Source organism: Jeotgalibacillus campisalis (assembly GCF_000829515.1).
GTDB classification, from domain to species: Bacteria; Bacillota; Bacilli; order Bacillales; family Jeotgalibacillaceae; genus Jeotgalibacillus; species Jeotgalibacillus campisalis.
Map to the genome: position 1 here is coordinate 242,723 of NZ_JXRR01000001.1, position 19,450 is coordinate 262,172.

The 19,450-nt window shown below is 41.2% G+C and carries 16 protein-coding genes; 7 read left to right on the top strand and 9 right to left on the bottom strand.

All coding sequences use genetic code 11. The annotated features are described in order from the left end of the window. Positions 1–61: 61 nt before the first annotated feature. A complete protein-coding gene (locus KR50_RS01110) occupies positions 62–1,285 on the bottom strand; it encodes a sugar ABC transporter substrate-binding protein (protein WP_041053775.1) in 1,224 nt (407 codons plus the stop codon). A 391-nt stretch (positions 1,286–1,676) separates the two neighbouring features. Here KR50_RS01110 and bglX point away from each other — a divergent pair, with 391 nt between their 5' ends. Beyond that, positions 1,677–3,863, top strand: coding sequence for a beta-glucosidase BglX (gene bglX, locus KR50_RS01115; RefSeq protein ID WP_041053777.1), 2,187 nt, complete (start codon positions 1,677–1,679; stop codon positions 3,861–3,863). Then, a complete protein-coding gene (locus tag KR50_RS01120; RefSeq protein WP_052476646.1) occupies positions 3,860–7,171 on the top strand; it encodes a GH36-type glycosyl hydrolase domain-containing protein in 3,312 nt (1,103 codons plus the stop codon). Before bglX ends, KR50_RS01120 begins: the two co-directional genes overlap by 4 nt. Before the next feature lie 366 nt (positions 7,172–7,537). Here KR50_RS01120 and KR50_RS01125 read toward each other — a convergent pair whose 3' ends face one another. From KR50_RS01125 to KR50_RS01135, 3 genes are all read right to left on the bottom strand, one after another. Next, positions 7,538–8,038 (bottom strand): hypothetical protein, encoded by a 501-nt coding sequence (locus KR50_RS01125; RefSeq protein WP_232304223.1) that lies wholly within the window; start codon positions 8,036–8,038, stop codon positions 7,538–7,540. Between the two features lie 61 nt (positions 8,039–8,099). Further along, positions 8,100–8,333 (bottom strand): hypothetical protein, encoded by a 234-nt coding sequence (locus KR50_RS01130; protein ID WP_041053782.1) that lies wholly within the window; start codon positions 8,331–8,333, stop codon positions 8,100–8,102. A gap of 798 nt (positions 8,334–9,131) precedes the next feature. Further along, positions 9,132–9,644, bottom strand: a complete 513-nt coding sequence (locus KR50_RS01135) for a hypothetical protein (RefSeq protein ID WP_052476648.1) — start codon at positions 9,642–9,644, stop codon at positions 9,132–9,134. A gap of 123 nt (positions 9,645–9,767) precedes the next feature. Between KR50_RS01135 and KR50_RS18795 the strand changes: the two genes are divergently transcribed. Next, positions 9,768–9,899 carry a hypothetical protein gene (locus KR50_RS18795; RefSeq protein WP_269746036.1) on the top strand — a complete coding sequence of 44 codons (132 nt, stop codon included), beginning with the start codon at positions 9,768–9,770 and terminating at the stop codon, positions 9,897–9,899. A gap of 44 nt (positions 9,900–9,943) precedes the next feature. Here KR50_RS18795 and KR50_RS01140 read toward each other — a convergent pair whose 3' ends face one another. The 3 genes from KR50_RS01140 to KR50_RS01150 form a co-directional block, all read right to left on the bottom strand. Then, positions 9,944–11,566: a hypothetical protein gene (locus KR50_RS01140; RefSeq protein WP_041053785.1), complete on the bottom strand. Its 1,623-nt coding sequence runs from the start codon at positions 11,564–11,566 to the stop codon at positions 9,944–9,946. Further along, complete coding sequence (locus KR50_RS01145) at positions 11,563–12,351, bottom strand: ABC transporter ATP-binding protein (RefSeq protein ID WP_041053787.1); 789 nt, start codon at positions 12,349–12,351, stop codon at positions 11,563–11,565. The genes KR50_RS01140 and KR50_RS01145 overlap by 4 nt, the downstream gene beginning before the upstream one ends. Before the next feature lie 92 nt (positions 12,352–12,443). Next, positions 12,444–12,827 (bottom strand): PH domain-containing protein, encoded by a 384-nt coding sequence (locus KR50_RS01150; RefSeq protein WP_041053791.1) that lies wholly within the window; start codon positions 12,825–12,827, stop codon positions 12,444–12,446. 156 nt (positions 12,828–12,983) lie between these two features. Here KR50_RS01150 and KR50_RS01155 point away from each other — a divergent pair, with 156 nt between their 5' ends. Next, a complete protein-coding gene (locus KR50_RS01155) occupies positions 12,984–13,754 on the top strand; it encodes an SDR family oxidoreductase (RefSeq protein ID WP_041053793.1) in 771 nt (256 codons plus the stop codon). A 3-nt stretch (positions 13,755–13,757) separates the two neighbouring features. Here the strand turns inward: KR50_RS01155 and KR50_RS01160 are convergent, their stop codons facing one another. Continuing rightward, positions 13,758–15,017, bottom strand: a complete 1,260-nt coding sequence (locus tag KR50_RS01160; protein ID WP_156969429.1) for a M48 family metallopeptidase — start codon at positions 15,015–15,017, stop codon at positions 13,758–13,760. A 238-nt stretch (positions 15,018–15,255) separates the two neighbouring features. Between KR50_RS01160 and KR50_RS01165 the strand changes: the two genes are divergently transcribed. Genes KR50_RS01165 through KR50_RS01175 form a run of 3 tightly spaced genes read left to right on the top strand, consistent with a single transcriptional unit; the run spans position 15,256 to position 18,254 of the window. Continuing rightward, positions 15,256–16,992, top strand: a complete 1,737-nt coding sequence (locus tag KR50_RS01165) for a carbon starvation CstA family protein (protein WP_041053796.1) — start codon at positions 15,256–15,258, stop codon at positions 16,990–16,992. A gap of 35 nt (positions 16,993–17,027) precedes the next feature. Next, the gene (locus KR50_RS01170) at positions 17,028–17,288 is read left to right on the top strand and encodes a cory-CC-star protein (protein WP_408606136.1); all 261 of its coding nucleotides are present in this window, start codon (positions 17,028–17,030) and stop codon (positions 17,286–17,288) included. A gap of 36 nt (positions 17,289–17,324) precedes the next feature. Beyond that, positions 17,325–18,254, top strand: a complete 930-nt coding sequence (locus tag KR50_RS01175) for an ArsA family ATPase (protein ID WP_041053799.1) — start codon at positions 17,325–17,327, stop codon at positions 18,252–18,254. 277 nt (positions 18,255–18,531) lie between these two features. Here the strand turns inward: KR50_RS01175 and KR50_RS01180 are convergent, their stop codons facing one another. Continuing rightward, positions 18,532–19,443 (bottom strand): glycine betaine ABC transporter substrate-binding protein, encoded by a 912-nt coding sequence (locus KR50_RS01180; RefSeq protein WP_232304224.1) that lies wholly within the window; start codon positions 19,441–19,443, stop codon positions 18,532–18,534. Positions 19,444–19,450 lie beyond the last annotated feature (7 nt).

Consider the following 19,450-nt stretch of genomic DNA (forward strand, 5'->3'; position numbering starts at 1 on the left):
GTAAGTGAACGCCGACTAAGCACCACTTACCTCACAATTAAGTCACCATTTAATTAATTCACTACTCAATCATGGAATTTGCTTTTTCGTTGAAGCTTTCAAGCTCTTCATCCAAATCAGCGCCACCAATATTAATTCGTTCGATTGAACTAAGTAATTCCTGAGCGACTTTTTCCCATTCTTTAATTGGTGGAGCACCTTTTGTATTTTCAAGCTGCTCGCCAAATACTGAGTACATTTCATCATCAGCTAGCTTAGGATCTTCCCATGCTTCTAAGCGAGATGGAAGCGTGTTTGATTTTTCCATCCATTCAATCTGAGTATCCACTTCATTCATATAGGAAATGAAGTCCAATGCTTCGTCAACTTTTTCGGAATTATGGAATACAGAGAAATTCGCTCCCCCAATACTTGAAAGATTGTTTTCTTTAGCAGGCATTGTTGCTACAGCCCATTGTCCTTCAAGGTCAGGTGCCTGGTCATTCAGAATATTAATCATCCATGGTCCGCTAAAGAAGATTGGTTTTTGACCATCTTTAAAGGCTTGAATAATGTCAATGCCTTCTGATGTCGTACTGATTCCTTCTTCAAAGTAGCTTGTATAATACTCAAGCGCTTCTGTAAATTCCGGGGACGTAAAGTCAGGATTTTCTGTATCAAATTCAAATCCATTCTGCCAAGCAAAGATAAACGGTGTAATTTGGTCATTTAAATCAATATCCAGCCCATACACATCTTCTCCTGATTCAGATAGTTTGGTTGCTGCATCTTTAAGCTCGTCCCATGTTGCCGGTGCTTCTGAATAGCCCACTTCCTCCAGAAGGTCTGTACGATAATACATGGTGCGGGTTTCTACATACCATGGAATGCCTACAATTTGATCATCATACTTCATAGATGTCTGAGCACCTTCAAAATAGTTATCAAGGTTAAAGTCTGGATAGTCTTCCATATGTTCTGTCAGGTCAAGAAGAGCGCCGGCATCTGCAAACTCTGCTACCCAGGTTGTTCCTAGCTGCAATACATCCGGACCATTGCCAGAAGCTACTGCAGTTAAAAGCTTGTCATAAGCCTGATCCCAAGGGATTGCTTGGACATCTACCGTTACATCTGGATTTTCTTCTTCATAAGCCTCTGTCATTTCATCTAACAGCTTGCCTTCCTCTCCCATTGCCCATACTGATAAGGTATTTTCACTATCTCCGCTGCCGCCTCCGCAGCCTGCCAATGCCGTTGATAATCCCATCGCTAATACAGCCGGAACCACTAAACCTTTTTTCTTCATCCTTTTTCATCCCCTTAAATGTAGTTTTTCTTTCGTACTTGTAAAGATGCACCGCTGATGATCGAATGACGTATATAATTTTTTCATAAAGATCTGAATTTTTTATTGAAACGTTTCGATAAATTGATTATAATCAAATATGAATCCGCTTTCAATAGTTTTCTTTTATTTTCTTTTGGAAAGTACAAAAAAACAGATTAGAAATTCATTTGAACGCTGGTTCTTTCTATACAAACCCTCTTTAAAACTTATCATCATTAGAACCATAGCGGACAGCAATTGTTTTTCTGCCTCCCGCTCGTTTTGTTTCTGCTCTTTAAAATCGAAACAAACGATCCTTTTACATAAAAATTGAAACGTTTCACTATTCTAGCTGTTTGGAGGACAAGAAATGACTACATCAACCATTCATCACTTACTGAATCAAATGACAGTAAAAGAAAAGATCGCTCAGCTACTTCAACTCGCTGGTCCCTTCTATAAAGGATCTAATCAGCAGGGACAAATTACAGGACCCATGGCCGATATGCCGATAACAAAGGATCATATCTTAAATTCAGGTTCTGTTCTTGGTGTATCCGGTGCGGCTGAAGTGATTTCCATTCAGCAGAAGCATCTGGAAGAAAATCGTTTAGGAATCCCCCTATTATTTATGGCCGATATTGTTCATGGATACAAAACGATTTTCCCTGTACCCCTTGCAATCGGCTGCAGCTGGGATCTTGATTTAGCTAAGCAGAGTGCTGAGATTGCAGCAAAGGAAGCAGCTGTCTCAGGCGTTCATGTCTCCTTTGCCCCAATGGTCGATTTAGTGCGTGATCCAAGATGGGGTCGTGTGATGGAATCGACTGGAGAAGATCCATATTTAAACAGCCTTTTTGGACAAGCGTTCGTTAAAGGTTTTCAAAAAGAAGATCTCACACGTGATTTCGAATCAGTAGCCTCTTGTGTAAAACATTTTGCTGCATATGGCGCTGCAGAAGGCGGCCGTGATTACAACACGGTTGATATTTCGGAAAGGCAGCTGCGTGAAAGCTATCTTCCTGCCTACAAAGCTGCGCTTGATGCGGGATGTGAAATGGTGATGACAGCTTTTAATACGGTAGATGGTATTCCAGCCACAGGAAACAAAGAATTAATGAGAGACTTGCTCAGAGATGAATGGGGATTTGATGGCGTTTTAATTTCTGATTGGGGCGCTGTAAAGGAAATGATTCCTCATGGAGTGGCGGAAGATGAAAAAGAAGCTGCTAAAAAAGCCATTTTAGCCGGTCTGGATATTGAAATGATGACAGCTTGTTACGCTCAACATCTAGAGGAATTGGTGGAACAAGGAGAGGTTGACTTAAAGCTGCTTGACGAAGCGGTTATTCGCATCCTGACACTTAAAGAAAAACTCGATTTATTCAACCACCCTTACCGCGGTGCAAGCATTGAAGCTGAAAAAGAAATCGTTGGACATGCTGATCACAGAAAAATATCCCGTGAGCTGGCAGCTAAATCCACCGTGCTTTTGCAAAATCAAAATCAGACACTGCCTTTAGACCAAAATCAAAAGATTGCACTGATTGGACCTTTTGCTGACAGCTTTGACCTTCTTGGTCCCTGGGCAGGAGTGGGCGTAAAGGAAGAAGCGGTGACGTTGGAAAAAGCACTAAAAGATCATCTTTCTGAAGACAATCTTATTCGTTCACAAGGATGCTCGATTGAGAAAATAACACAAAGTCAACTCGATGAGGCACTTCATGCTGCTTCTGAAGCTGATGTTGTCGTTCTCGCTGTAGGCGAAAGCAGTTCAATGAGTGGTGAGGCAAACAGCAGAACAAACATTCAGCTTCCACAAGCTCAGCTTGAGTTGATTGAGGCTGTTGCAAAAACGGGCAAGCCGGTTGTCACGATTCTTTTTAATGGCCGTCCTCTTGATCTTCACGGAGTTGTTGAGCATAGTGACGCCCTGCTGGAAGCATGGTTTCCAGGCAGTGAAGGAGGAAATGCGATAGCTGATCTTCTTTATGGAAAGATTAATCCCTCAGCTAAGCTGTCTATGTCATTTCCTTATAACGTTGGGCAGGTACCTGTTTATTACAACCACTTTAATACAGGCAGGCCTAAAGGAGCTCCTGATGCACAGGAACATTATGTTTCTGATTATATGGATTCTCCAAACGCCCCCCTCTTCCCGTTTGGATTTGGACTAAGCTATACACAGTTTGCCTATGATCAATTTGAGCTGTCCGCTGAAGAGCTCACACTTGATGCGGAAATCAAAGCATCCATAAGAGTTATGAATACAGGAAGCTATTCAGGTGATGAGATCGTTCAGCTTTATATAAGAGATATTTCCGGTGAGATTGTTCGTCCAATGAAGGAATTAAAAGATTTTGTCCGTATTTCTTTAGAGCCTGGAGAATCAAAAACAGTTCATTTCTCTATAAAAGAAGAACAGCTGCGTTATCACCATAAGGACTTATCGTTTAGCAGTGATGCAGGAAAATTTGAAGTATTTGTTGGAACGAATAGTCAAGAAAACCATTCACAATTCTTCACTCTAACTAAGAAGGGCGGACAAAAATTATGATCATACAATCAAAAAACCATCCACATATCAACAAAGGCGAGACTAAACTGCAATATTTATCCACAGGAGATGTGTATAACTTTTCATTCAAACATCTTATGATTAATCAGCTCACAGGTAACTCAATCGACGGTTCTCTAAATAATATTTACTTACGCGTTTATGATGGGGGTTCCATTCAATACTACCCTTTGCTTGGTAAAGGATCGCAAAGCAGCTTTTCTTCATCTGAATCGAAACTAAAATGGACTGGAGATGTCCACGGAATTCAGTATGAGGTTACGTTCCATTTAGCATCTGAACAAATGTGGTTCTGGGAAGTAAATGTGGAAGCTGAGCAAGTTGAAATAGATCTAATTTACGGACAGGACGTTGGTTTAGCGGATAAAAACGCTCTACGCTCGAATGAAGCGTATGTTGCTCAGTATGTGGATCATGCAGTATTCGAAGACGATCAGCAAGGCTATGTTGTCTGTTCAAGACAAAACCAGCATCAAGGAGCAGGATATCCCTATTTACAACAGGGATCTCTAGGCAAAAATATCGGATACAGCACAGATGGATTTCAATTTTTCGGTCTGAGTTATAAAGAGACAAATATCCCAGAAGCGCTTGGTAAAGAAACGCTCGCAAATGAAACGTACCAATATGAATTTGCCTACACCGCCCTACAAAGTGAGAAAATCAATGTAAGCGGAAAAGCTTCTTTTGTTTTTTACGGCTGTGTACATGAGGATCATGCTGAAGCTGTAAGGAAACCTTTCTTTAAAGAGGAAATTGAGCAGGCATGGAATGAGACAATTCAAATTCAGGAAGCATTTGATTTGGTGAAAGCTGAAAAAATCGAGACGTTGTCAAATGCTTCTACGCTGACGTCAGCGCCAGCCACAATAGAAGATATTCAGACCCTGTATCCTGAGCGTTTGTTAGAAGAATGGGACGGTGCTACCCTGCTGTCATTTTTCACCCCAACATATGAACATGTTGTTTTAAGAGAAAAAGAGCTTCAGGTAGAACGTTCTCATGGCCATATATTAATGAGCGGGGGAAATCATCAACTGAGCGGTCAGCCAACGATGACCTCAACATCGTATATCACAGGCGTGTTTAATGCTCAGGTTGTCATTGGAAACACCTCGATGAACAAATTATTGTCAAACGTAAGAAATCCATTAAACATCTTTAAAACTTCCGGGCAAAGAATTTATGTGAAAACAGATGACACGTATCAATTGCTTACCATGCCAGCTGTCTATGAGATTGGATTCAACTATGCCCGCTGGATTTATAAGCTTCCTAATGATGTGCTGACAATTACAAGCTATTCCGTAGTCGATGATAAATCGATCACCTTAAATGTGTCATCTGCGCATAATCAAAAATATGATTTCATCGTAACCAATCAACTAACCATGAACAACCATGAGTACGATGCTCCTTTCCATTTACAAGTGAACGAGGACTCTTTCACGGTTAAAGGGGATGCTTCTTCTGATAACGCAGGTGTTCATCCTGATCTTGCCTACCGTTATACGATAAAAGACAGCGACATAAACGTTGTTGATCATAAACAAGATTCCATCGTGTCTATTGAAATACATCAATCAAGTGAATGGACACTGACGATGGAAGGGTCATTGACAGGCACTTTCCCTGAACACAAAACACTTGATTTTACTTCTGAAACAGTTCGTTATCGATCGTACTTTAAGGATTTGATGAATGACTTCTCCCTTTCTCATTCAGATCAATCTTCTGTTGAAAAAGTAAATGCAATTGCCTGGTGGTACACACACAATATGCTTGTGCATTACTCTGTCCCGCATGGCCTTGAGCAATACGGAGGAGCTGCCTGGGGAACGCGTGATGTATGTCAGGGGCCGACAGAATACTTTCTTGCAACACAGCAGTATGACAGCGTGAAAGAAATCATTAAAACGGTTTATTCACATCAATACGAAGACAAAGGCGACTGGCCGCAATGGTTTATGTTTGATGAATATAAGCATATTCAGCACGATCACAGCCACGGAGATGTGATTGTCTGGCCCCTTAAAGTTGTGGCCGATTATCTTGTAACCACGGGGGACTACGACATTCTTGATATGCCGATTCCCTATACAAAACGAAGTGACTTCCAATTTACAGAAACGACTTCCCCTTTAATGGACCATATTAAAAAACAGATTGCGACCATTAAAGAAAACTTCCTGCACGATACGCATCTGTCTTCCTATGGAGATGGGGATTGGGATGACACACTGCAGCCGGCAAATCAGCAGCTTCGTCAATATATGGTCAGCAGCTGGACTGTTTCGCTTACGTACCAAACGATTCGAACGCTGGCAAAAAGTTTGCAGAACATTAATCAAGAGGAAGCGGACCGTCTAACTGCGCTTGGGGATGGAATTGAGAAGGATTTTAAGACATATATGCTGAACACGGACGTAATCCCTGGGTTCCTTTATTTTGAAGATGCTGATCATCCGGAGAATATGGTTCATCCGACAGATCAGAAAACAGGCATAAACTATCGTCTGCTTCCAATGACCAGAAGTATGATCAGTGAGCTGTTAACACCTGAAGAAGTTGCGAACCATGAAGCGCTAATTCATGAACAGTTCTACTGCCCTGATGGCGTTCGCTTAATGAATCGGCCTGCAAATTACGATGGCGGTGTGACGAAGCATTTTAAACGTGCAGAACAAGCATCTAATTTCGGCAGAGAAATTGGCCTTCAATATGTTCATGCGCATATCCGTTTCGTTGAAGCAATGGCTAAAATCGGCCGAACGGAAGAGGTATGGAAGGGACTTGAAACGATCAACCCAATTGGCATTACCTCTGTTGTACCCAATGCAGAAATGCGCCAGAGCAATTCCTATTTCAGTTCTTCAGATGGTAAATTCCAAACACGCTACGCGGCTCAGGAGCGTTTTGAAGAGCTGCGCAATGGAGACGTGCCGGTTAAAGGCGGCTGGAGGATTTATTCAAGCGGACCTGGAATCTATATGAACCAGCTCATCTCGAATGCGCTTGGTCTGCGCCACCAGGGAGATTCTCTGCTGATCGATCCCGTCCTCCCCTCTTCACTCGACGGGCTGGAATTTACTTATAAACTATATGAAAAGCCCGTAACGATTCACTATCATCTTTCTAAGGAAAAGTCCGGAATAACGGTCAATGGAACCCCAGTTCACTATGAAGCGCCATCAAACCGCTACAGACAAAATGGATTTAAACTGAACAAAGAAGAGATAAAAGAATTACTAACTTCAGACCTTAATCTCATTGAAATTTGGGCATAGATTCATTTAATAGAAAACTCCTGCTTCGCTCCTTTGAAGCAGGAGTTTTCACGCAATGATAAAAACGAGCAAGAGGAATCCCCTTGTAACGGGTTCTGTTAACAAGTACTTACAAAAAATTCTTATATAAAAAAGACCTACAAACTGCAAACTATTTGTAGGTCTCTTTTTGTTGGTATAAATGCTTTTCTATTGGTTCTATACGCAAATTTGTACTATAAATTGTATAAGGATTTGTAATGGAACAACGGCCATTGTGATCCCTCAATGACAAATTCCGCTACAGTTTTTTGAAAAAAGGTGTGTTCTACCCCAATTTATTTGAATTCTTTAACTAAAGCACTCCGTTACTTTAAGTACAATAATTCACAATTTAGATAATGTCGAAAAAATAATGTCACCTAAACCATTAGGTTCTTCATTCGTAATTTTTATTTCTATAACAGGTCCTGTTTTAACAAAAATGAACACTTCATCAAGTTCTAGAACAATTGAAGTTAAGGTTTCACTATTACTATCCTTAAAACCGTATCCAACTACTTTTTTTATTAAATTATGTTGCAGAAATGAAAAACTAGATCCCATAATAATGTGTTTCTGATTAGGATCATCAATTAGCTCGTATTCAATTGGCTCTGGGGTTTCTTGTTCTTTAAGTAGCAGAATGTCTTCTCCTGTGTTCTCTTCGGCCCAGTCCATCTTCCAATATTTTATGTCGGCTGCATTACTTTTTCTAATGTATATTAACGGTTCAACAGAGTGAAGGATGATGTCCTTATTTACTTGGTATGTATCAAGTTTGCTCGCAAAAATCCCTTCTAATAAGTAACCTTCAACTCTCATAAATCTTTCCCATACTTGTTCCACATTACACTACTCCCTTCTTTTACTTAACTGCGCCATTACTTGAAAAATGACAACTGCATATTCAGCAATCTTCACCGTCAATGTTAGTTGGGCATTTCTCTTCGTCTATGACTACACTAAATGAAATATTAAGTTTATCCCAAACCCAAGCCTGAAAAACCTTATCAATTTTCATCTTTAATGCTTTATCATCTATGTTTGCATCAATACCTAACTCTTCAAGAGTAAACGCTTCTGTCGCCTCTGTACCTTCATAACTTGAACTATTAAAATTAAAAGTGACTCTTTTCCCCAATTGTATCCCCCATTATTAAGTCGCTGTATTACTCAAACTAATCATTTATATTTTTCTCTCTTACTCCACTAACCTGCACCTACAGTTTAACATTAATTACCTTTTCGTTGACATAGAAAAAAGCATTCCTTATTGAAGGAAAGCTCCTATTAGTTGAATTAATTTATTCTTTCATTTCTATCAATACAAGCTTTGACATAACAAAATGTATTACCGCAATTGTAAGCAACATATCGGTGTATGCGTTATCTGTTTTAAGCCATGACGCAACTATAATAAAAAAAGCCATTGAAATTATTATTAAAATTCCAACGTATATTCCAGGCTTGAGTTTCATCTAACCACCCCTTTCCCAATGAATTCTCTTTTCAAGAGGAATAGTAATTGTTCAACTAACCTGCTTCGTTAGTTTAAGTGTAACTCTTCACATTCTCTATATTTAGTTTGACACAAATATACCCATTTCTTTGTAACATAGACAAAAAGAGGCTGGGACAGAGGTCTTTTTAATAGTAAATATGAGGTGATCGGAGCGGAAGGTGGCGACTCCTGCAGGATATGACGGCAAGCCGAGACCCCGCAAGGCATAGCCTGAGGAGGGCTCGGCGCCGTCCCTGCGGAAAGCGTCCACCTGAAGCGCAGAGAACCGGTTTGAAGAGGTCGAGACATATTTCGTCCCCGCCTCTTTTTCATCCAATTTAACACACTTTTTAACTGCGAATTCGCAAAAAGTACTCGTCAACAGAACCTTTTAGATTCCTTTGCTCGTTTTTCGGCCTTGTTTCAAAATACCCAAGGCTAATGCTGCATGCTGAATGCAGTGTGCAGATTTGTATGAATCACTTCCTCAAGGGGAATGCCGAAATATTTATACTTAATCGTTACTATTTTAATTTCGTCCTTATGAATGACGCTGAGGCCATAACTTATATCATCCGTTGTGGCCGTTCCGTTATCCATATTTGCATATTGTGAAGAAGGCGAGGTATAAGGTTCAATTTCAACAAGGGCAAGATCTGTCATTCCGTACTCTTCCTCATACTCACTGAAATCCTCTGTGATGACAAAGCCTTTATATGGATTGGTCACCTGCATTTTCACTTCTGACGGACTTTCCTTTTTATTTACAAGAATTTCATCCACTTTAATCGTCCCGAAGCTCTCATTTCCCACTGATAGGATGATCGATTTATTGTTATCGGATGCTCCTATTCCACCGGTGCTTAGAGGAGGGTTAAAATAAAAATACAATACAAATACACCTGCTAAAACAACACTGGCAAAAGTCAATGAAATCAACCACTTCTTCATCTCGCCATTCCTCCATTTCTCCCTATCCTATACTGCTTGCATCGTTTTTATATCATGCTTTTTAACTCTTCCTTCTTACCTCCTAAGACGCGGCATATACATCCAAAAAGGGGGCTTTGCCTAATGGTCTATTGGGGTGTTGTGACAACTGGATTTCTAATGGTTTTAGGAATGGTAGGCGGTACACTTGTTTATTATTTAAGAACACTTGCGCTCGATCCAAAGGATTCAACTAGAATCGATCCCAAAGAATAAGGACAAGCTGCTGCTCTAAACTGATCCTGGCTGATTGGACAGGATCAGTTCCTGAAAGCCAGTTTCCACGTCAGGATGGCAACAGCGAGCATCACAAGTCCGTAAATCTCTGTTCCAAATGGCACAAGAGACGATAAAGCATGCAGCCCGACCAGAGGCAGGATGATTAAAAATAATAGGAATACCTTTACCCCTTCCTGATGTTGGCCGAGGGAAAAGGATGCGGTAAATGGCAATTGATTATTGCTTAATAGCTTAATGCAGATAACAGAATACAAAACAGCACTTATCAGGCAGATGACTAAATCAAGCAGGACTGAAGAAGAAAACAGCCAGAGAAAAATGGCACTTTGAACTACATAAACAGGTACAAAAAGCTTTACTAATGCAGCTTTTACTGTTCCGCTGTAAAGAATGGATTTTCGCTCGAGCGGCGTCACCTGGTAGACCCAGGATCCTTTATAGCTGCTTGAATACTTCACCATCGAAAAAATATTGGGAATCAGTAAAAGAGTAAAGTAAACCAAATAAAAGGAACTGCCTTCTCTGAACTCTTCAAAGGAGCTTGTTTGCAGTGTGGTAAACATAAAGATGAACGGAATAACGAGTGTAAAGCCAATCGATGGATAGACTTTTAATTTAAAATCCCGCTCATTTTTCATAATGGAACCTGCAAAGTGAAACATGCTTCTTTCTACACGATTCGGAGAAATCCATCTTGCCAGTTGTTTTTTCCATTTCGCTTTCTGCTTTTGAGCTCCTCCCTCCGTTTGAGAGAGTTTTCGAAGCTGATGCTCAAATACAGGCATCAACTTTATATAAATCACGATTGAAATAACAGGGACAACGATCGCAAGACCTGCAAGCACGAGCAGGAAATTCGAGCGAGTTCCGGCTAATACCGCTTCGTGCAGCGCTCCAAACCACACGGGCGGCACAAATACCTGCCACCATGCTGGAGAAAACTCAAATGTAATTTCCACCAGCTCAAACGATCGGACAACAACCTGAGAGCCAATCAATATGCCGATTGTCAGCGCAATTTGCATATAGTTAATCATATTTTTTAATCGCTCACCGTCAAAAAAATGTAAAATCACAACATAGATGCCAGCTGTTAAAACCAAAATCAGCATGACAAGCAAAACAATCTCTAACAAGAACAATAAAGAAAACAGCGGCCCATTAATAAATAGTGAAAGCACCAGAGGAACAGTCGTTGTCGCAAATGTGAGCAAGAACATATAAATGAGAACGTGAAACGATTTTGCAGCACTAAGCGTGCGTTTATGTATAGGCTTTGGACCAATAATCGAACGATCCCTTATATCTAACAGGACGGATGAAAAATCCGAAATCATGGACGTCATTAAAACAAACATGAGGATACTGAAAATTATGCTGATTTGAAAAAAGTATTGATCGATGAAAAACAGCACCGGGACAATGGATAAACCATATAGGGCATAGATCCAGAGCGACCGGACAAAGTAGTTTTTCTCTTTTTGTTCATTCACTTTTGCGTTGCTCATGACGGTAGGAATTCTTCTTGCATCCATTGTCAGCTTCATTTTCAAAATGAGGCGGAATACGGCATAATCGACCCCTGCTTTTTGAAAAAGCGTTTGAAAACGATCAAGAAACAGCAGAATCTTCATATCCTTCATACCGTTTCTCCCTGAACAATTTTCACAAAGGCCGATGCAATGTCCTTATGCTGATGAAAACCTGTTAAATCATTAAAGATATCTTCAAGTGTTCCCTGCTTGTTTTTTTCTTTTAACTCCTCAAATGTACCGTCAGCCACGATTGAACCACCAGAAAGCAGGACAATGCGGTGACTGATTTTCTCCACAATATCCATAATATGCGAGGAGTAAAATATGGTCTTCCCTTGCTCAGCCAGCAGTGCGAGTATTTCTTTGACCACCATCATGCTGTTGGCATCAAGTCCGCTTAACGGCTCATCAAGAAACAGCACATCAGGATTATGAATAAGACTGGAGATGATTAACACCTTTTGCTTCATTCCTTTAGAAAAAGAAGATAACCTTGCATGAAGAACGTGTTCAATATTGAACTGTTCCATCAGATTTCCGGCTTTTTCAAGCGCTTCTTCTTCTTCAATCCCATAAAGCCCTGCAATAAAAATAAGATACTCAGCGGCTGTAAGACTATCGTAAATTTCTGCATTCTCAGGCACGTAACCGATTCTTCTTTTATATGAATGATCCAGCTTCTGCAGGTTTTCACCAAATAAATGAATCTCACCATAATACTCTTCAATTAATCCGAGCATGAGCTTCACTGTGGTGCTTTTGCCAGCTCCATTTGGACCAATATAGCCTACAATTTGACCTTCATATACTGTTAAATTTATTTCATCCAGCACGTTCTCCCCGCCGTAGCTTTTTGTAAGACCTGCGAGTTTAATTACTTCCTTGCGTTCCATGTGATAAACCACCCTGCTATAAAATTAGCCGCCAGCTTATTCAATGACAGCGGCGGCTTATGTGCACGAATCATGCTCCATTTGTTCCTCCCTTACTTTGACGCTAAAATATATCCTGCTAAAACGGCATGAACGTCATAAATATTAAGAGACTTATTAAACGTTTTTGTCAGCGGCAGATCCATTCCGGAGATCCATATTTTTAATTCCGCATCGAGATCAAACGTACCGGCCGTTTCGATTGCAAAATGTGTGATGCTTGTATATGGAATAGAATGATACTCTACCTTTTTCCCTGACATTCCCTGCTTATCTATGAGAATTAAGCGTTTATTTGTAAACAAAAACAGGTCACGGATCAGCTTATATGATTTTTCGATCCGTTCCCCTTGAATAAGCAGATTCCCAAATTCTTTTTGTGCGTCTTCATTCTTTATTTCTGAAGCATTGCCCATCAATCCATCAAAAAAGCCCATTTTATCCCTCCATTATTTTGAGTTCATTTTAGCCTGTTACTTTCCTCTTTTTTCTTAAGTATACAGATTATTTCCATTCAAAAACAGTCTGAATAAAGAGAATACTAAAATGGTATAATGGGAAAAGGATTGTATCTGAGCTTGGGAGAGATGTAAATGAAAAGAAAAGTCGCCTTTATAACCGGTACCGGCCGTTCTCAGGGGATTGGTGCAGGTATTTGCAAAGAGCTTGCTAAAGAAGGACACGATATCTTATTCACCTATTGGACGAAATATGATAATGAAGTTTCTTTTCATTCTGAAAAAAATGAGTTAGGCACATTACAGGAGGAAATTGCTTCTTATGGCGTGCGCTGTGAAAAAATTGAATTAGATTTGCAGGATACGTCTTCCTTTAGTGAAGGATATCGCTATTGCAAAGAAATATTTGGCCAATACCCTGATGTTCTTGTTAACAATGCAGCGGTTTCCATCAATGATACGATTTATACGATTACACCAGAGAGCCTGGATGAGCATTACAGGGTGAATGTTCGTGCTGCTGCTTTTCTTACATCGGAATTTGTTAAACGATTCGAAGGAGAATATGGGCGGATCATTAATATAACAACAGGCTGGTCACAGGGACCTATGCCTGACGAACTTTCTTACGTGCTGACTAAATCTGCTGTAGAAACGCTGACATATACATTGGCACCGGTGCTTGCTGAAAAAAACATCACCATAAATGCCATCAATCCCGGTCCCACTGACACCGGCTGGATGACAGATGGTATCAAGCAGGATATCTTAAAGCGGTCTCCTTCAGGAAGACTCGGTGAACCAAAGGATTGTGCGAATCTTGCGGCTTTTCTTGCCAGTGAACGGGCCGAGTGGGTGACAGGACAAGTCATCCATTCAGAAGGAGGCTTTCGAAACAGTATTTAGCCTCTACGAATGGTAATACCAATACTCGTCAGCGATCGCATTCTGAATGGTTGTTTCATAGCAAAACAATTCAAGCTGAATTCGTTCAAAATGACGTACATCCACATCTGCTTTTTCTGGCAGATGTTTTTTGGATTGCAGATAGTTCACACGAAAGTGAGTAGGAGGATGCGTGTCGTCTACTTTTGACCTCTCAAGCTCCGCAATTTTTTTATAGCGTGTTTTTTCTCTTTTAGGCAGATGCTGAATTTCCTCATTCAGACACTCAAAGAAATTCATCTTTTGGGAAGAAAGGACGGTTTTTCTGATGGAATACTCATATAACCTGCTGTACTCAATTTTTTCCAAAAGAGAGATAGCAGGTTCTGCTCCCGCAATTCTTGCTCCTGTATAGTCTGCGAAATACTCAGCTTCCTGTTTATTAAAATAAAGAAAATACAGCAGCAAATCATAGTAGGTTTTCGGGAAAAACGCCAGCCCCTTCATCATCAATGAAGAAATAATTTTGAGTATGTCTCCGCTTTCTTCTTCATCTCTACCATCAGGGTCTATTAATTCATACCAGACTCCAAGGGTGTTCAGAGCTGTTCCGATGTAAAAACCTCTTGCGAGATCACCATTCGCTAAATGACCTATTTCATGCGCGATAAGCGCTGTTTTTTCTTCTTCGCTTAAAATTGAATAAAGAGGGAGTCCCACTCTTAAAATTACCCGCTTCTTCCAGCCATAACGGCCGATCGAAGCATTAAATTCTCCATCCAGCACGACACCCTCTATTTTTCGAACCCCAAGCTCATCCGTTATAGAATCTATTAACCGGAAAAATTCCGGAAGATCCTCACGGGTAAGAATGGAATCATTTTTGTCCAGTTGATCCACCTTTGGCCTCACCAGCCAGGAAATACCCAGCAGAAGAACAGCGGTGAACACCAAAAAAATCTCGTCATTTCGAAACCACAGCAAAACGAAAGATGCTGCGATCAGGCTCAGGCTGACTCCGTGAACAAGAGCAGCGAGAAGATACGCAATGGCCCCTTTTACTGTTAGAAATGGTTTTTGGGCTGAGCTTTTCATCAATTTATAGAGCAATTGTTCACCATTTTTCCTTCCAAGCGTTTCGTATACCTTTCCCATCATGCTGGTCTTTTTCGAATCATTAGCAGGATTAAGATTAAAATGGCATTGATCACACCACGAACTGTATCCTGAAATAACCGGAATCCTGCTGCCGCATACCGGACAGCCCATCCATTTTTCACTCAAGCGCACACTCCCCCTCCTGATTTCGAAAAAATCAAAAAACTTACTGTCATTTAAATATAAAGGGTTATATGAAAATAATATAGGGCTATTCTTCTCCTTTTTCCTTCAAATAGGTTCCTATTCTATCTGCATGCCGCGACAAATTTTTTAGAATATTTACATAACTTGTGTTTTCCTCTATGCTGGAATAGAGGTATGAAATCGCTTACATTGTTATTACTTATAAGGGGGACTATTGATGAACGCGATTGCAATTGCAGTAATTGGAATTTTTATCTTTCTATTAGGCTATCGTTTCTACTCGAAATTTGTTGCAGAAAAGATTTTTAAACTGGATCCGAATTATGTAACACCCGCACACCGTTTCAAAGATGGAGTGGATTTCGTCCCTACAAATAAATTTGTGCTTTGGGGGCATCATTTTACCTCAGTAGCCGGCGCCGCTCCCATTCTTGGTCCTGCGATTGCCGTGTACTGGGGATGGCTCCCCGCTGTTTTATGGGTCGTATTCGGTACCGTATTTGCTGCAGGTGTGCATGATTTTGGCACGCTTGTCCTGTCGGTTCGCAACAAAGGCCAATCGATTGGAACGCTGGCGGATAAATTAGTCGGACAGCGCGCTAAGATCCTGTTTTTATTTATTATTCTTATCCTTGTGCTAATGGTTAATGCCGTTTTCGCCTGGGTCATTGCGAATCTCTTTATCACTTTTCCATCCAGTGTTCTGCCCGTTTTTATTCAGATTCCGCTGGCGATTTGGATCGGACACGCCGTTTATAAGAAAAATGTTAAAATGCTTGTCCCCTCTCTCGTAGCTCTCGCTGTCATGTACGCGGTAGCGATCCTCGCTGCGCAAGTTGATATTCTTCAAATTGATTTAGTTGGATATATGGGCGGGGAAGAAGGGGCTGGCCTCTTTGGATTGGGTGCTGTATCAACTGCATTCTTTATCTGGATCCTGATCTTAATGGGATACGTGTATATTGCGTCCACGCTGCCTGTCTGGAAGCTGCTGCAGCCACGTGATTTTATTAATTCACATCAGCTGATCGTCGGACTCGCCATTTTGTATCTGGGCCTGTTGTTTACAAATCCCGAAATTACAGCTCCTATTACAAATCCAAATGCTGATGATGTCTCATGGTTCCCTCTGCTCTTTATTACGATTGCGTGTGGAGCGATCTCCGGGTTTCACGGTCTCGTATCGTCCGGCACCTCCTCAAAACAGCTTAATAAAGAAACCGATGCGCGTTTTGTCGGCTATTTAGGGGCTGTGGGTGAGGGGATTCTCGCGTTAGTATCCATCATTGCAGTCATCACTTTATTTCCAAGTAAAGAAGATTTCCTTGCCACCTACAGCAGTTTTCAAGCAGCAAGTTCTGGAGGTTTGGGATCTTTCGTACAGGGAGCCAGCCAGCTTGCTACTGGACTTGGAATCCCTGCTGAAGTAGCAGCTACCATTGTTTCCATTATTGTCGTAAGCTTTGCAGCTACTACACTCGATACATCCGTTCGCCTGATGCGCTACATCATTGCAGAACTAGGATCAGAGTACAACGTTCCTGCACTCACAAAAACACATGTGGCCACCACGATTGCTGTCGTATCAAGTGCGGCACTTGTCCTGATTCCTGAAGGACCTCAAGGGTTTGGTTCCGGCGGATATCTGCTGTGGCCTTTATTTGGAACTTCCAATCAGCTGCTTGCCGGAATCAGTTTATTGCTCGTTTCAGTCTGGCTGAAGAAACTCGGCAGAAATTACCTGATTACACTAATTCCAATGATTTTTCTTTTGTTTATGACACTCTGGGCAATGGTTCAGCAGGTTCTTTTTCAATGGGCATGGTGGGGCAATCAACCAAGCTCACTGCTATTTATTTTCGGGGCGATTATCATGGGATTTGCCATATGGATCGTCATTACCGCTCTTTCTGCCCTTGCCAGTACGAAGCAGACCATTGACCCGGCAGAGTAATTGATCCTGATTTTAAAAATTGGAGGTGGCTGTACATGATGATTGATAAAGTAAAGGCACTCATTGCTTATTACGAGGAAGTACTAAGCATGCCTCATCGTCAGGAAATTGCCCGTGAGCTTCGGGATGAAGATGATCTGTTTCTGTTACTGCTTTACTCCGAGATGATCGGGATTCCGAATCCAGTCTATTACTATACGCTTGAACTTTATCCTTACATGATCGAAAAATTCCATGACTGGCATTTGAGAATGGGAATGGAAAAATCCCCACTGACGGGAATTCGCTGTTGTTAACATGACAGTCATCTTTAACAAGAGGAGCATTTTAATATGGACGTATTAACGAAGCGGATTATCTTTGTAGGAGGTAAAGGCGGTGTAGGAAAATCTACATCGGCGGCTGCGATTGCGCTAAAGTCCGCTCAAAAGGGGCATCGTACGCTGTTAATTTCAACGGATCCCGCCCATAATGTAGGCGATATCTTTGACCGGGAAATTGGAGGCAGAAATACAAAAGTATCCGAAAACCTTTTTGCACTTGAAATTGACCCCGAAATTGAAACGGCAAACTATATTAAAGGGGTAAAAGAAAATATTAAAGGGATGGTCCAGACAAGCATGATGGAAGAAGTTCACAGGCAGCTTGATACAGCAAAAGCCTCGCCTGGAGCAGATGAGGCTGCTCTTTTTGACAAACTGGTTTCGATCATATTAGAAGAGCTCTCACAATTTGATAAGCTGATTTTTGATACGGCTCCAACCGGTCATACCATCCGTCTCCTCACTCTTCCTGATTTAATGGGTGTCTGGATTGAAGGACTTCTTGAAAAAAGAAAAAAAACAAACGAGAATTACGCAGCTCTGCTAAATGACGGCGAACCTGTGGAGGATCCTATTTATTCTGTCCTGAAAAACAGGCAGGAGCGATTTTCCAAAGCGCGCGACCTTTTACTGAATGAAAAAGAAACCGGTTTTATTTTTGTGCTGAATGCGGAACGGCTGCCTATACTGGAAACGAAGAAAGCCGTTGATCTGCTTGTTAAATATGACTTGCATGTTCGTACTCTTATTGTAAACAAGGTTTTGCCTGAAGAAGCAGACGGGCAATTTATAATGGACCGGAAAAAGCATGAACAACCTTATATTGCTAAAATAAAGGATACATTTGGTGATAAACAATTAATCTGGGTTCCGCTGAATTCTCATGATATCGTCACCAGGAACAACCTGGAGTGGTTCAGTAATCACTTTTCTACATGATTCGTTAATTGCATAAAGAAAAGAGGTTGGGACAAAATATGTCTCAACCTCTTCAAACCGGTTCTCTGCGCTTCATGCGGACGCTTTCCGCAGGGACGGGAGCTTGAGCCTTTGCAGGGCCCTGCCCTGTATAGTCTCAGCTTGCCGTCATATCCTGCAGGAGTCGCCACATTACGCTCCGATCACCTCATATATACGATTAAAAAAACTCAATCTAAACACTTTTTACAGTTGTGTCCCAGCCTTTTCTTTATTTTTTTGGGTAGTTGACCAGGTATTAGGACTCTTCTTCTATCAGTCCATTTTCAACAAGCCAATCGTAGGCTACAACGGACACGCTTTCCCCTTCAATATCCACGCGGTAATTCAACTCCCGCATAATGGTACTGTCCAGGTTTTCTGCAAGGATCGCCGTGATTTCCTCTATTTCAGGATATTCTTCATAAACATCCTCATTTATAGATACGGCTGCACGATAAGGCGGGAAAAATTGTTCATCATCTTCAAGAACGACTAAATCATAGTTCTTGATTGTGGCATCTGTTTCATACGCTACAGACACGTCCACCTGCTCATTGTCAAGAGCGCGTTGAGTCAGCCCGATATCCATCTGGCTGATTTGAGCAGATCCAAATTCAAATCCATATGTTTCTTCTACACCAGGCAGTCCGTCGGGACGGTTCGCAAACTCTGCATCAGAAGCCATAGTGAGCTCACCGGGATTCTCATTAATGTACGCAGCTAAATCACTAATGGATTCAATACCCAGCTCTGCTGCCTGTTCACTTCTCATTGCAAGTGCATACGTGTTATTTACATCTGACATATTGATCCACTTAATATTCTGCTCGCTGTCCACTTCTTTGACTTTATTAAACGCCGCTTCCGGGTCTGCTATCGGCTCTTCTCCCATATACGTAATAAGAGCTGTTCCTGTGTATTCCCACATTAGGTCAACCTGGCCATTTTCAAGGGCGGATCGAACGACGGTACTGCCGAGGTTATTCATTTGATTTACTTTAAAACCTTCTTCAGTCAGCAAAAAAGCGGTCATTTCGGATAATAGGTACTGCTCAGTAAAATTTTTACCTCCTACAGTGACCTCTTTTCCCGCAATGCCTAAGCTTGAGCAAGCTGTCAGCACTACCATGATCAACGTAAGAGGGATAAGCGTTAGTATTTTTTTCACAAATGTA